Annotated in this window: 20 protein-coding genes; 9 read left to right on the plus strand and 11 right to left on the minus strand. The window is 40.7% G+C overall.

From position 1 onward, the window contains the following. Positions 1–960 (minus strand): aconitase family protein (locus JWR61_RS27330; RefSeq protein WP_301930815.1); only part of this gene is annotated, 960 nt, incomplete at its 3' end. 45 nt (positions 961–1,005) lie between these two features. Between JWR61_RS27330 and JWR61_RS27335 the strand changes: the two genes are divergently transcribed. Genes JWR61_RS27335 through JWR61_RS27345 form a run of 3 tightly spaced genes read left to right on the plus strand, consistent with a single transcriptional unit; the run spans position 1,006 to position 3,272 of the window. Further along, a complete protein-coding gene (locus JWR61_RS27335; RefSeq protein ID WP_290337068.1) occupies positions 1,006–1,227 on the plus strand; it encodes a PspC domain-containing protein in 222 nt (73 codons plus the stop codon). Positions 1,228–1,264: 37 nt separating this feature from the next. Continuing rightward, positions 1,265–2,260: an AraC family transcriptional regulator gene (locus tag JWR61_RS27340; protein WP_301930816.1), complete on the plus strand. Its 996-nt coding sequence runs from the start codon at positions 1,265–1,267 to the stop codon at positions 2,258–2,260. Between the two features lie 31 nt (positions 2,261–2,291). Continuing rightward, on the plus strand, positions 2,292–3,272 hold the full coding sequence (locus JWR61_RS27345; protein ID WP_301930817.1) for a helix-turn-helix transcriptional regulator: 981 nt from the start codon (positions 2,292–2,294) through the stop codon (positions 3,270–3,272). A 241-nt stretch (positions 3,273–3,513) separates the two neighbouring features. On the opposite strand, the gene kdsA is transcribed toward JWR61_RS27345, so the two are convergent. From kdsA to JWR61_RS27365, 5 genes are all read right to left on the minus strand, one after another. Beyond that, entirely contained in the window at positions 3,514–4,335 is an 822-nt protein-coding gene (gene kdsA / locus JWR61_RS27350; protein WP_301930818.1) for a 3-deoxy-8-phosphooctulonate synthase, read from the minus strand. Positions 4,336–4,416: 81 nt separating this feature from the next. Then, positions 4,417–4,668: a LytR/AlgR family response regulator transcription factor gene (locus JWR61_RS28350; protein ID WP_367881829.1), complete on the minus strand. Its 252-nt coding sequence runs from the start codon at positions 4,666–4,668 to the stop codon at positions 4,417–4,419. Between the two features lie 40 nt (positions 4,669–4,708). Next, positions 4,709–4,879 carry a histidine kinase gene (locus JWR61_RS28355; protein ID WP_367881828.1) on the minus strand — a complete coding sequence of 57 codons (171 nt, stop codon included), beginning with the start codon at positions 4,877–4,879 and terminating at the stop codon, positions 4,709–4,711. 101 nt (positions 4,880–4,980) lie between these two features. Next, the gene (locus JWR61_RS27360; protein WP_301930820.1) at positions 4,981–5,430 is read right to left on the minus strand and encodes a GAF domain-containing protein; all 450 of its coding nucleotides are present in this window, start codon (positions 5,428–5,430) and stop codon (positions 4,981–4,983) included. A 106-nt stretch (positions 5,431–5,536) separates the two neighbouring features. Further along, positions 5,537–5,887: a hypothetical protein gene (locus tag JWR61_RS27365; RefSeq protein WP_301930821.1), complete on the minus strand. Its 351-nt coding sequence runs from the start codon at positions 5,885–5,887 to the stop codon at positions 5,537–5,539. 159 nt (positions 5,888–6,046) lie between these two features. Between JWR61_RS27365 and JWR61_RS27370 the strand changes: the two genes are divergently transcribed. The 4 genes from JWR61_RS27370 to JWR61_RS27385 all read left to right on the plus strand — a co-directional run bounded on the left by JWR61_RS27370 (position 6,047) and on the right by JWR61_RS27385 (position 9,221). Then, positions 6,047–6,985 carry an NAD-dependent epimerase/dehydratase family protein gene (locus tag JWR61_RS27370; protein ID WP_301930822.1) on the plus strand — a complete coding sequence of 313 codons (939 nt, stop codon included), beginning with the start codon at positions 6,047–6,049 and terminating at the stop codon, positions 6,983–6,985. 150 nt (positions 6,986–7,135) lie between these two features. Then, positions 7,136–7,747: an outer membrane protein gene (locus tag JWR61_RS27375; RefSeq protein ID WP_301930823.1), complete on the plus strand. Its 612-nt coding sequence runs from the start codon at positions 7,136–7,138 to the stop codon at positions 7,745–7,747. A gap of 242 nt (positions 7,748–7,989) precedes the next feature. Further along, positions 7,990–8,496 (plus strand): hypothetical protein, encoded by a 507-nt coding sequence (locus JWR61_RS27380; protein ID WP_301930824.1) that lies wholly within the window; start codon positions 7,990–7,992, stop codon positions 8,494–8,496. A 167-nt stretch (positions 8,497–8,663) separates the two neighbouring features. After that, positions 8,664–9,221, plus strand: coding sequence for an outer membrane beta-barrel protein (locus tag JWR61_RS27385; protein ID WP_301930825.1), 558 nt, complete (start codon positions 8,664–8,666; stop codon positions 9,219–9,221). Between the two features lie 76 nt (positions 9,222–9,297). Here JWR61_RS27385 and plsX read toward each other — a convergent pair whose 3' ends face one another. The 3 genes from plsX to JWR61_RS27400 form a co-directional block, all read right to left on the minus strand. Beyond that, entirely contained in the window at positions 9,298–10,245 is a 948-nt protein-coding gene (gene plsX / locus JWR61_RS27390; protein ID WP_301930826.1) for a phosphate acyltransferase PlsX, read from the minus strand. 81 nt (positions 10,246–10,326) lie between these two features. Next, a complete protein-coding gene (rpmF, locus tag JWR61_RS27395) occupies positions 10,327–10,521 on the minus strand; it encodes a 50S ribosomal protein L32 (RefSeq protein ID WP_290337078.1) in 195 nt (64 codons plus the stop codon). A 47-nt stretch (positions 10,522–10,568) separates the two neighbouring features. Further along, positions 10,569–11,111, minus strand: a complete 543-nt coding sequence (locus tag JWR61_RS27400) for a DUF177 domain-containing protein (protein ID WP_290337079.1) — start codon at positions 11,109–11,111, stop codon at positions 10,569–10,571. Positions 11,112–11,225: 114 nt separating this feature from the next. Between JWR61_RS27400 and JWR61_RS27405 the strand changes: the two genes are divergently transcribed. Further along, positions 11,226–12,305, plus strand: a complete 1,080-nt coding sequence (locus tag JWR61_RS27405; protein WP_301930827.1) for a DUF3810 domain-containing protein — start codon at positions 11,226–11,228, stop codon at positions 12,303–12,305. A gap of 20 nt (positions 12,306–12,325) precedes the next feature. On the opposite strand, the gene dcd is transcribed toward JWR61_RS27405, so the two are convergent. After that, on the minus strand, positions 12,326–12,862 hold the full coding sequence (dcd, locus tag JWR61_RS27410) for a dCTP deaminase (protein ID WP_301930828.1): 537 nt from the start codon (positions 12,860–12,862) through the stop codon (positions 12,326–12,328). Positions 12,863–12,953: 91 nt separating this feature from the next. Between dcd and JWR61_RS27415 the strand changes: the two genes are divergently transcribed. Next, positions 12,954–13,592 (plus strand): 4'-phosphopantetheinyl transferase superfamily protein, encoded by a 639-nt coding sequence (locus tag JWR61_RS27415; protein ID WP_301930829.1) that lies wholly within the window; start codon positions 12,954–12,956, stop codon positions 13,590–13,592. A 3-nt stretch (positions 13,593–13,595) separates the two neighbouring features. Here JWR61_RS27415 and JWR61_RS27420 read toward each other — a convergent pair whose 3' ends face one another. Further along, positions 13,596–13,985 carry a VOC family protein gene (locus tag JWR61_RS27420; RefSeq protein ID WP_301930830.1) on the minus strand — a complete coding sequence of 130 codons (390 nt, stop codon included), beginning with the start codon at positions 13,983–13,985 and terminating at the stop codon, positions 13,596–13,598. Between the last annotated feature and the right edge of the window lie 12 nt (positions 13,986–13,997).

Raw genomic sequence — 13,997 nt, forward strand, 5'->3', positions numbered from 1 at the left:
GTTGGTGGCATTCAGATATCGGCTCATGCTTGGGTCGTATCCAAACAATGAAGTAGTAGCGCCCACTTCAGCACCCATGTTACAAATGGTACCTTTTCCTGTACAACTCATGCTGGTAGCGCCTTCGCCAAAATATTCCACCACAGCGCCGGTACCACCTTTAACGGTTAATATACCTGCCACTTTTAGGATAACATCTTTGGGAGCCGCCCAGCCACTCAGCTTGCCGGTTAATTTAATACCAATAAGCTTAGGCATTTTTAATTCCCATGCCAAACCCGCCATAACATCACAGGCATCCGCACCACCTACACCAATGGCTATCATTCCCAAACCGCCTGCATTTACTGTATGACTGTCTGTCCCAATCATCATTCCACCAGGAAAGGCATAATTTTCCAATACCACCTGGTGAATGATACCTGCACCGGGTTTCCAGAAACCGATACCATATTTATTACTTACAGAGGCCAGGAAATCATATACTTCACTGCTTTCATGCACAGCCCTGTCCAAATCTGTTTTACTGTTTTCCTTTGCTTCAATTAAATGATCGCAATGTACTGTAGAAGGCACTGCCACTGTTGCTCTGCCACTTTGCATAAACTGTAACAATGCCATCTGGGCTGTTGCATCCTGCATTGCCACACGGTCTGGCGCAAAATCCACGTAACTCTTTCCCCGCTCGTACGCTGTGGTGGCTTCGCCCTGCCAAAGATGAGCGTACAATATTTTCTCAGTAAGTGTTAATGGTTTGCCAACCGCTTTACGGGCTGCTTCAATACGGCTGCCAAAATTGGCATACAGTTTTTTGATCATTTCAATGTCGAAGGCCATGCTGATAATTTTATAATTTATTTTAAAATATACCGTTTCCTTATCATAGTAAGGTGTAGTTTTTGCTATGATAGATTTGCCGGATGGGTGCAAAATTACTAAAAAGACAGTAAGCGAAGCCATCAAATTGATCCGGCTTATTTAATTTTATTATTTTACATTAGCAGTATGAACCGTTTTAAACAATTTATTGAATGGCAGGTATTTGGCGTTTGCAGCGCCATCGGCGAAAAAATGGGCATTGCTACATCCACCATTCGTAAAAATTTTATTTATATTTCGTTTCTTACCATGGGCTCACCGGTAATTATCTATTTGTTTGTTGCTTTCTGGATGAATATAAAACGGTACATCCTGAATGCCAGGCGAAATCCTTTAAGGTATCTGTAGCTGAACCACTTTTTTACTGTCTAAACTTTGCTTTTTCATGATTGTCTTCAACATCAATCATACAGATTATACCTTGCTGTTAAAGGATCTTGCTGCAGAGTTTGGCATTGCCTTTACTGGAGATGATTATGTTGATTTACCTGAATCAGCCGGCAAAGGATGCATTAAAATATTAAAGCTGTTTGATGAATTACAGGTGCTGGTAGCAGACGTTACCTTCAATAAAACCCTGATCACTTCCAGGGAATATTCTGACAGCCGCTTTTTTATATTGCATTTTGATGACGTAAATATTACCAACACTGCAAAATTGAAAGTTGACGGCGAAACATTACTGAAGACCAACACCCGACATGCTGTAGCGAGGCTAACAAGCAACATGTTTGTGAATACAGAAGAGCTGCCTGCCGGACTGCATATCCGCTCCATCAAAATTTTATTCAGCGAAAGCTGGCTCAAGAAATACCTGGATCTGTCACCGGAACAACCGGTATTGGAGAAATACCTTTCGCTGAAGACGGAGAGCTTTGATATAGAATCTTTGGATACTGAATACTTGCGGCTGATGGATGATATATTTCAGGTACCGCAGCATGATCCTTTACAAAATATCTTTTTACAAAATAGGGTAACGTTGCTGATAGAACGTTTTTTTACGCGTTTACACGACAAAAGTAGTTTGCTGGAAGGGCGGTTTAGCCTCACCGATGATGAGGTACAGCGGCTGATAAAGGTGGAACAGTTACTCATCAATAACCTGGGTGAAACGCCACCGACAATTGACGAATTTTCAAAACTTGTATCCATGAGTTCTACCAAACTTAAAAAAAGTTTTAAGGGTATTTATGGCGACAGTATTTATGCTTACTATCAAAAAGTGCGTATGCAAAAAGCACGGGAATTATTGATGAGTGGCAAATACAAGGTTAATGAAGCCGCTTCCACAATTGGCTATCAAAATACAAGCAATTTTATAATGGCATTTAAAAAACAGTTTGGCATTTCGCCGGGCGAAGTGGCCGGTTTACAATAAAAGTTATATTGCACCATAAATAACAGCGTTTTTGTTCCAGTTTTCTTACAAATACAACGATCATGTGGTGTACCTGCAAAACCTTGCTGACGCTTTGGGTGTGCCCGTAATTAATAATACTATTTGGTTACCCCCCCCAATAGGTTCGGGATACATAAAAGTGGTGGTGATGGCGAATGGTTTACAGGTGCTGATCAACGAATGCACGCTCAATACAGACATTTGTTTTTCAAGGGAAGAAACAACCATTGCAGCCTATACCATCCGGTTTGACCAGGTAAGAAATATGAAAAAACTTACCCTTGAAATAGGAGAAGATTCACTGGAAGAAAAAAATGAATTTTATTCCGGCGCTTTTTTAACCAATTCGCTGGCTACATTAAAATATACCACCAATGCCGGGCTGGAAGACCGGTGCATCAATATTTATTTTACAGAAGAATGGTTCAACCAGTTCTCAGGTGTTAAAACGAACGACTACTTTTTTACTCAATACCTTTCATTAAAAACTGCAGCTTACACTTTTGAAGTACTGAATATTGAATACCGGGAGCTGATGGAAGAAATATTTTTTTTGCAGGAAGATCACCCTATGTACAAAACAGTTTTGCAAAACCGGGTGATGCTGTTGCTGGAAAAGTTTTTGCGAAGCCTGTATGTAAAAATGACACCCTCAAATTCGGAAAAAGCTGTTGAAGAAGCTGATATAAAAAAGTTGATGCTGGCTGAAGCTGTTTTGGTAAACGATCTCAGTACTGCACCTCCCTCTATCAGCGACCTCGCAAAAATTGCCTTGATGAGTGAAACAAAATTAAAGGCCAGTTTTAAAAAATTGTATGGCCTGAACCCATATGCCTATTATCAAAAAACCCGGATGTTTAAAGCCAGGCTATTGATTACCAAACGCAGATTTTCTGTAAAGGAAACCGGCAGACAGCTGGGCTTTCAGAACCTCAGTAATTTTACCATTGCTTACAAAAAGGAGTTCAATACCCTTCCCGGGAAGGAATAATTCCACGCCTTAAAAAAACTTTTGCGGTTATTTTTATGTCGGATGCGGGCATGTGTGTAAATGACACAATGTTATCTTTGAGAAGATAAATACACAGTTTAAGTATTTACAACCCCGTTTTTTTTCAATTCCTATCCACTTGTAATAGTGTTACTATTACATTTAAACCACAGCTGACCTTCAATTTACAAGTTTTCGTCCCGATGTTATCGGGATTTTTTTATGCCTTGCCAAAATTGGGTTAGATAATCGCGGCCCTTAAACGAACCAATTTTTCCAGCAAAGGTTCCAATAAATCCAATCGCAGCATGTTGGCGCCATCGCTTTTTGCTACTGCGGGATTGGGATGTGTTTCAATAAACAATCCGTCAGAACCTGTTGCTATGGCCGCTTTGGCAATAGTTTCAATTAATTCAGGATTACCTCCAGTTACGCCACCACTTTGATTAGGTTGTTGCAGGGAGTGTGTACAATCCATAATTACAGGCACGTTGATTTGCTTCATCCACGTAATGTTCCGGTAATCTACTACCAAATCCTGGTAGCCAAAACTGTTGCCTCTTTCTATAAGTCCCACTTTACCATTGCCTGTATTATTGATTTTCTCCACAGCAAATTTCATAGAGGGGCCGTTGACAAACTGTCCTTTTTTTACATTAACAATTTTCCCTGTTTCGCCGGCGGCGATCAGCAGGTCTGTTTGCCTGCAAAGAAAGGCCGGTATTTGTAAGATATCAACATAGCCCGCAGCCATGGCTGCCTCCTGGGCGGTATGAATATCTGACGTGGTAGGAATATTAAATTTTTCACCCGTTTTCTTTACCAGTTGCAACGCGGCTTCATCACCAATACCCGTAAAGGAACCGGCGCTGGTACGATTGGCCTTACGGTAAGATGCCTTGAAAATATAAGGAATTCCAAATCTGCGGCAAATAGTAGATACTTTATCCGCCACTTCCATCACAAGTGCCTCATCTTCCACAACACACGGACCGGCTATTAAAAAGAAATTGTTTTCATCGTATTGCTGATTGGCAAACAGCTCTTGCAGGTATTTTTCCATGCTGCGAAATTAAGCCATCGCGATCAATATTTTGAAATACCATGTTTGTATAGCGTAAAGAAAAAGCAGGTAAAAAAAAACTCAACGCCCTATAGCTTTAAGAAATTCTTCTTTTTTTCTGCGTGCTACATCAAGTACAACACCATTTTTCATTACCACCTGCCCACCCTCCCCTCTGATATATTTCTCTACTCCGTTTTTATTTATGATGTAGCTATGATGAATGCGGATGAACATGGACGAAGGCAATATGTCTTCAAAATCTTTCAGCGTTTTAGCCGTGATTATTTTGCGCTTAACCGTGATAAAAAAAACAGAAACTTGTACGAAAATTTTTTATCCCACCGCAATTCTTCCAGTTCAATATACAGCTCTAAAGCTTCCATATACTTACAGCAGGGCGATACGTTGTGGTGGCGTTTTCTGGAATGGAACGATTTAATTTTGTAAACTTGGAAAGATATAACGTCGCTTTTTCTTTTTCATCAATTTGTATAAGATTATCAATTGAGGTAAGGCAATTAAAAGTAAAATGTGGATTCATCTGCACCCTTAACGCTTCCGGTTTTGCTTTTAATAACTATTCTTCGATACTGCACATTTCAATATTGGTTTGCTGCAATAACTGCTCTGCTTCCATCGACTTTATTTATTGCCCATTAGTCTCGCAATGGTACCCAATATCTGTAAATGCCTGGTGGTATAAAAATTCTTGTCAGGATATTCACTATCGATAATGCCGATCAGTTCATCGTTGTATATCACCGGCACTGTAATCTCGCTCAGGCGCTCCATTTCATCAGGCCGGTAAAGTTCATCTTTACACGTGTCTGATATTAACAATGGCTCATTCGCTTGCATCACATGCCCTAATACACCCTGCCTCGGCATTACATCAAAAAGCTGCTTTCTTATTTCTTCGATAGAGCCCTTTGGACCGAAGCCGGCTTTTTGCAGCATCCTGGTCTTGTCGTCATTCCATAAACACATCATGCAGTCAACAAATCCGAGGCGGCCAATCAGTCTTTTTGCCACGTCCCTATTCCGCATCAACGTAAGTAAAAACAAGGTTATTGATTGTTGGTTTGATGGCATAACCCTGCGGATTAATCTGCCAGAAGCGATCAATTATTTTGGCTGAATTATCAATACCGTTGTTGTTTCCATTCGTAACACCAGTGGGTAACAAATCACTGTTCTTCTAGCTTGTGGTGGGGTAAGTGCTGAAAACAATTTGCCCGTTGCCTGTTCCGGAAGCAGCATTAAACTGCAATGGAAAATACCGGGTATTGCTTCCAAAAGGGATTAAATAATTACCTCCGTTTCCGGCACCTATTGACCAGATGAGCTGGTTGCCGGCGCCCTCGCTTTGGATGTATCCTGCACCATTAAAAGTGATGGCTGTATTATCGGGGTTATCAACAATTAATGAAGCGTTGTTATCTATTGTTATTACGCCACCATTTATGACGAGTCTCGCCTGCGCCATAGCAAGCACGCTGGTTAAGAGAAAGATGCTGAGCAGCGATAACTGCTGTTTAATATTTGTCATACATGCTATTTGTTTGCTGAAAAATGTTTTAATAAAACTATCCTTTTCAATACCGGGCTGCAAGCCGACTTTTTTAACTGGCGTTGTTTTTTTAGCAACCGGCGGAAAGCAGGTCATTGGTTTTATGTTTACTTTTGACAATCAGACTAAAGGATCAATATGATAAAAGAAAAAATACTGGTAATTGGTGCCAGCGGACAGATAGGTGTTGAACTTACACTCGCCCTCAGAAAAATTTATGGCAACGCCAGTGTGGTAGCGAGTGATTTGAGGGAAGAGAATGAACTGCTGAAAGGCACCGGTCCCTATGTAAGCCTGGATGTGATGAATAAAGAGATGCTGCATGTGCAGGTGATACGGCAAAATATTACGCAGATATATTTACTCGCCGCCATCCTTTCTGCCACGGGCGAAAAAAATCCTAACCTTGCCTGGAGCTTGAATATGCAAAGCCTGCTGAATGTGCTGGACATTGCCAAAGAAGAAAAAATACATAAGGTATACTGGCCCAGCTCCATCGCTGTTTTCGGCCCGACTTCTCCCAAAAAAGACTGTCCCCAACAAACCGTTATTGAACCCATCACTGTGTATGGTATCAGCAAATATGCAGGCGAATTCTGGTGTAATTATTACCACCAACGTTGGGGACTTGACGTAAGAAGCATTCGCTACCCTGGTCTCATCAGTTATAAAAGTGCCCCGGGTGGTGGCACTACGGATTACGCAGTAGAAATATTTCACGAAGCATTGGAAGAAAAAAAATACGACTGTTTTTTACAAGAGGACACTTACCTGCCCATGATGTACATGCCTGATGCCATCAAAGCTACACTGGAACTGATGGAAGCGCCTGCAGAAAAAATAACCATCCGCACATCATACAATATTTCAGGTATGAGTTTTTCCCCGAAGGAAATTGCAGCTGAAATAAAAAAACATATACCTGAATTTATTATCAGCTACAAGCCGGATTACCGTCAGCAGATTGCCAACAGCTGGCCGCAAAGTATTGATGACAGTGTAGCTAGAAAAGACTGGGGATGGAAAGAAGATTTCGATTTATCGGCTATGACAAAAGACATGCTTGAAAATTTATAACAGCATTACTTTTAAAAGTTTCAGTATGTATCAGGGGCAACTAACGGTAAAGGATATACGATAAATAAACCCGGTTGATGAATGAATTATTTTCCTGATACTTTTACCTGATTTTCATCGTTTGGTATGTTTTTACCCTAAAAAATCCAGATGAAAAAAGTATTGTTCGTTTTAGCTATTTCAACGTTTGCACTTGGTGCAAAAACATTTGCCCAGGAAGAAGGCTCGTTTAAACCATTTAAAGTAGACCTTTCTGTCGGCTATGCTATACCCGCGGGAGGTACAGGTTCTAAGGGTGGTGCCTTATTCGCAATAGAACCCAAATATGCTGTAATGCCACAATTAAGCCTTGGTTTACGACTGGAGATAGCGGCTACCGTGTCCGGTACAAATCTTACAAACGTTGACGCTAATACAACAGCATCTGTTAAGGCTGCCGCATCATATCTTGCCACGGGTGATTTTTATTTTAACAACAACGACTTTCGCCCGTTTTTAGGAGCAGGTGCCGGTTTATATCAAACTGCCGGCGCAGAGGTTACACAAACAACGACGGATGTTACTGTCGCTTCCAGTACAAAATTTGGTGGCATGGTAAGAGGTGGTTTCGAGTATAAACATTTTCGTTTGGGCCTTGAGTATAATTTTATCGGAAAGACAATTGTTCCGCCAACATCAGGTACCAGCAACAATGGCTACGAAATAAAGAACGGTTACGCCGGTATCAAAATGGGATTTTGCATCGGTGGTGGCAGACTGTAATCAACAATCAGAAAAAATGAATAAAGAGACTTGCATACATGTGCAAGTCTCTTTTAATTGTAACGAAGATGATCATTTAGATAATGGCATAAGACTACCAGCTGATAAATTAAAGCTCCATACCCTACACAGCAATACTCATGAACAAACCATTGCAATCAACCGATTAATAAAAAATAACAATATCCTTCTTTGGCCAACGCTCTTCACGGGCTTATCTTTACATAACAAAAAACTAAACAATGAAAAAAATAATGGTATGTATGATGGTGGCTTTAGGCACCTCATTTGTAGCAATGGCACAGACTGATTCAAAATTTAAATTCAGTTTCGGACCGGAATTATCTGTAGCAACCGGTGCATTTTCCGAAACACACTCTTTCGGAATCGGAGCTTCGGTACAGACTGAGGTATTATTACAGGAACATTTATATGGCACGGCCACATTTGGCCTGATTTCCTACAATGGAAAATCATCAGGGGCTGGAACAAAATTTAAAGGAGAAACATTTTTACCTTTAAGAGTCGGTGCAAAATATTTCCTTAGCGGCGGCGTATACGGCGCATTACAGGCTGGTGTTGCTTTTTTAAACAATGGTGGCGGTACCGCCTTTGCATACTCACCTCAATTGGGTTACGAATTTAAAACCAAAACTGATAAGGCAGTTGATGCCAGTTTTAAATATGATGGATATTCAAAAAATGGAACACTGGGTGCGCTTGGTGTGAGAATAGCCTATATATTTTAAGCAGAAAAAATTAATGGAGACCCGGTAATAATGATACCGGGTCTTTTTGTGCAAATCAGTGTGCACAATTATAGCCCGGAAAAAATTCCTCAATAATTAAAATGTAATAAAAGAATAACTGATACTTTTGCAATCATTTTTTAACCCAATAAATAAACCAGCGTACAATGAAAAAATTAATCCTGAGTGCAGCCATTTTAACCCTCGGTATGTTATCTGCCAAAGCTCAAAGCAGATCCGAAGACAAAACAGTAAAAATTAGCATTGGTGCAGAAGGCGCTCTTCCAATGGGTGATTTAAAAACCACTAGTAAGTTTGGATTCGGCGGTTCAGCGCAGGCTGAGTTTGAAGTAAGTGACAATATAGGCGTGACACTGAGTGCCGGCTACCTTACTTTTTCCGGAAAAACTATTTCGATCCCCGTAAGTTTCGATCCTATTACAATGCAGCCTGTTTACGGTCCTTATAAGGTTCCTTCCATAAACATAATTCCTGTACTGGCTGGTGCCAAAATTTATTTTACAGAACAGATTTATGGAAGTGCACAGGCAGGCTGGTCGTTTTTTTCGGCTAAAGGATCATCCAGTGCAAATGGATTTACTTATGCGCCCGGCATTGGCTTTAATGTAACTCCTAATTTGGACCTGCTGGTAAAATACCAGGGTTCAAGCAAAGATGGCAGCACCATATCATTTCTTGGTTTAAGAGCTGCTTATAGTTTCTAATTCCAAATTATTTTTTTCTAAACTAAAAAGAGGTTGCCGTTCGACAACCTCTTTTTAATAAACTATTTTATTTCTTTTATGCCTGCTGCACAAACACATCTTTCATCTTCTGCAACAAATCTTTTTCCAGCATCTGCTGCGCAATACTGATCATGTTTTTAAAAGCAAGATCTTTTGAAATACCATGACCAATTATGACAGGCTTGGCAACACCCAACACCGGCACACCACCATACATTTCAAAATTAAAGCGGTCAAAATGTTCATCTTTTATCCCCCTGCGTTGAACTAAATCATAAATACTTTCTGCCATCTTCAACACTACATTTCCGGTAAAGCCGTCGCATACCATTACGTCTGCTTTATCCAGTAAAACGTCACGGCCTTCAATGTTGCCAATAAAATGAATGTCTTTGCTTTCTTTTAATAAAGTGTAGGCTGCCTGTGCCAGCAAGTTGCCTTTGCCTTCTTCTTCTCCAAGATTTACAAGACCTACTTTTGGATTGTTATATCCCAATATGTGCTCTGCATATAGCGACCCCAATATGCCGAACTGCAGCAGGTTTTCCGGCTTGCAATCTGCATTAATTCCAGCATCCACGATCAGACCCAGTGTTCCATTTTCCCTTGGTATATAGGCCCCGATTGTAGGACGCAAAACTCCTTCAATTGCCTTGATACTGAATAAGGCACCCACCATCATTGCACCGGTATTGCCAGCGCTGATAAAAGCATCTGTTTTGCCCGTAGCCAGTAATTGAAAGCCAATTGCTATGGAAGATTGTTTCTTTTCACGTAGCGCTTTGGTAGGATGCTCGTGCATTTCAATTACCTGCGAAGCATGCACCAGTGTAATATTTTCAAAAGGAATGGCATAAGCAATCAGCAACTCCTTCAGTTTGGCTTCGTCGCCAATAAGTGTGAGCGAAATATTTTGATGCCCTTCGGACAAAAAAAGTGATATCCCTTTTACAGCTTCCAGCGGTGCATAATCGCCACCCATCATATCAAGGGCAATATTCATGGTACATTCATTAAATAAAAAATTCTAAGTACTTCATCCGATTACCGAATGTAGAACTTAGAATTCAGCATTTGAAAAATATTATGCTTTCAGCGGCGCTTTTTCAGCTACCACCTGTCCTTTGTAATATAGTTTGCCTTCGCTTACATGTGCACGGTGACGTACATGTGTTTCGCCTGTAGTTTTATCAACGGTCAACGTTGTTTCGCTTGCTTTGTAATGCGTCCTTCTCTTTGCGCTGCGCTGCTGCGAATGGCGTCGTTTCGGATTTGGCATATCTGTAAATTTTAATTGTTATTGTAAAATTATTTATTAAACTCTTTTTAATTCTTCTTAAACTTTTCCAATCCCTTCCAAATCGTATTGGCGTTTTTGGCATCCTCGCTGGCTTCCATCGCTTTTAATTTTTCCAGCACTTCCTTATTGCATTTCGGGCCGCCGAATTCTTCCGGGCTGCATAGCTTTTGTACCGGAACACTCAAACTTACAAATTCATAAATCCAGTCGTTCAGGTATAAATGGCTTTCTGTTCTGGAGATATAAAACACATCGGGATCTTCTTCCTCCTGGTTCATCTGCTCCGGGTTGTCCACCATTTTCACCAGCATATTAAATTCATCCCAAAGATCTTTTTTAAGCTGGTTACCGCAACGGTCACAAACCACATCTGCAACACCGCCCACTTCAAATTTCAGCAGTAAAAAACTACTTTTTTTATCCAGCTGCAATTTTACCGTAGCCGTACAATTGGTAAATTCCCTTACTTCGTCTCCGGCAAAAAAAGAGTCATCTACATTGTAAGTAAACTCATGAATGCCGGGCTTTAAACCCACAAAAGCTATCTCTATTGCCTTTCTTTTTCCCATTACCTTCGGTTTAAAGGACGGCAAAGGTAAGTTTTTTACGTTAATTTGAATCACAAATATCAAATTATTGTTCCAAAATTCAGCGGCAGCCTGTTTTTCATTATTTTTAGCCTTATGCAAAATAAAAAAAGGTGGATTTTATGGATAGTATCACTAACAATAGTTGTTTTCATCCGCCTTTTCTCAGCCAGTTCTTTCAGGTCAGAAACCTGGTATGCTACCGGAATATATCCCAACATAGCCATTTTTTTAAGGTCGCTTACAGGATGGTTACCTTTTAGCCTGGGCGATTTGCTATATGGTGCTGCCGGAGCCTGGTTGTTATATAAATTGGTAAGAGCTATAAAAGCCATTGTAAAAAAAGAAGTTACGGTTCAGGTCACGCTAAAGAAATTTTCTAATGCCATTTTGATTTTGCTCCTTATTTACATCGTGTTCAATATTTTTTGGGGTATCAATTACAACCGCCGGGGTATTGCATCTCAACTGGGTCTGACTGTAGCAAAATATTCTACCGAAGATTTAAGGGATCTGAACACTGCATTGCTGCAGAAAATAAATGAAAGCAAAACTGCCACCCTGCGATCCGGCACAACTGTTTTAACCAGTAAAACAGTTTTTGAGGGTGCTGCCCAGGCATATGGAGAAGTTTATAAAAAATATCCCTTTCTGCAGTACCGGGCAAAAAATATAAAAATTTCTTTATGGGGCTGGTTTGGAAATTATGCCGGATTTACGGGGTATTATAACCCATTCACTGCCGAAGCCCAGGTAAATACTACGGTGCCCAAATTTTTGCAGCCCTACATCGCCTGCCATGAAATTGGCCACCAGCTTGGCTATGCGAAGGAAAACGAAGCCAATTTTGTAGGGTATCTATCAGCAACTGCTTCAAAAGACAGTGCTTTTTTATATTCGGCCTACCTGGATTTGTTTCTGTATGCCGGCCGCAACCTGTATAATGTTGACAGCGCAACCGCCAAATCACTGGCACATCAGTTATTACCAGGTGTAAAAGCTGATTTAAAAGAATTAAGCAATTTTAATCGTCGCCATCAAAATCCGTTTGAACCGGTATTGCGGTGGATGTATGGAAAATATTTGCAAAGTAACCAGCAACCTTCGGGTGTGTTAAGCTATGATGAAGTAACAGGACTATTGATTGCTTATTATAAAAAATATGGAACACTTTAAAACGATTTCCCTTTCTCGAATTAAAACTGGTTTTTCCACATCATGCTTTCTACCGGCTTATTAGGTTGCCCACTGTATTTGGCATTTTTTTTCTGGTTGTATTTTATTTCAATTTCACCATCTACCGGAAAATAAATCAATTGCCCGATGGGCATGCCTTTATAGACCCTTACAGGTTGCTTTACGGATATTTCAAGCGTCCAGTTACCGCAAAATCCAACGTCGCCCTTTCCGGCTGTGGCGTGGATATCAATGCCAAGCCGGCCCGTAGAAGATTTACCTTCCAGAAAAGGTACATGCGCATGGGTTTCGGTATATTCCTCTGTAACGCCGAGATAAAATTTATGCGGCAGCAGCAAAATGCCTTCGTCCGGAATTTCAAAATGAACGATGGTATTGTGTTTTTTTGCATCCAGTTCATCATCTGCATAAGTTGCCAGGTTTTTTCCCAGGTGTACATCGTAACTGTTGCTGCCAAGGCAGTCGCGGTCGTAGGGTACTATTTTTATGCTGCCGTTTGCTATCTCTTCTAAAATTCTGGTGTCGCTCAGGATCATTGGTGGTAATAAATTGTTGTATAAAAATGTTTAGGTGTTATTTTGTAAAATTAAAATATTCGCAACCCAATCGGGTAATTCAACTGCTCTTATGCCGCTCGTTTATCAACAAAATATCAACTCCACAACAAAATTAGGTGTTTGGCATATAGCCGAAGAAAAGGATTTCTTTTTGAGGATGGTTCCCCTGCAACAACAAATTACGCATCCCCGGAAACAGCTGCAGCATTTAGCCGGACGTTACCTGCTGAAAGAGATGTTTCCTGACTTTCCATATGAGTTAATTCGCATTGCAGATACCCGCAAACCATTTCTTGAAAATGAGGCTTACCATTTTTCCATTTCACACTGCGGTGATTATGCAGCCGTGATGGTGAGCAGTACACTAAGAGTTGGAGTAGATGTTGAACTGGTAACAAAAAAAGTGGAAAAAATAAAACAAAAGTTTTTATCACCGGGAGAGCTGGAAATGATTGCAGCCATTGAAAAGAAATCAGGGCAGATAGTTCGGGATAGCTTGCTGACGGCCACATGGAGCATTAAGGAGGCATTGTACAAATGGTATGGCGATGGAGAAATTGACTTTATTGACCACCTGCAAATTGAAGCCATGACATTGGATGGAGAAAGCGGCATCGCCCGTTGCCACGTCAAAAAACATGAGCCTGTTGAACTGGAGGTACACCTGCTGTTTTTTAATGCAAACAGCATCGCCTGGGTAATGAGCTGAGAGTTAGAGCGGTTGAATCAGGTCCCATAAATTACCATACAGATCTTTAAAAACCGCTACTGTTCCGTAAGATTCTTTAAGTGGCAGCCGCACAAAATTAATTTCCTTTTTTACCATCTCCTGGTAATCTCGCCAGAAATCATCCGTGTATAAAAAAAGAAAGACTCTGCCGCCAGCCTGGTTGCCCACTGACTTTTGCTGCTCCATACCGACAGCTTTTGCCAGCAAAAGGTTACACCCGGCTCCCCCCGCAGGAGCCAGCACCACCCAACGCTTACCCTCAAGAAGGAAAGTATCTTCAACAACAGTAAAGTGTAATTGCTGTGTATAAAATTGGATAGCCTCATCATAATCATTTACCAGCAGCGCCACCTTTGCAATTTGTTGCCTCATATTTCATTAATA

It is taken from the genome of Ferruginibacter sp., assembly GCF_028288465.1.
Taxonomy (GTDB): Bacteria; Bacteroidota; Bacteroidia; order Chitinophagales; family Chitinophagaceae; genus Ferruginibacter.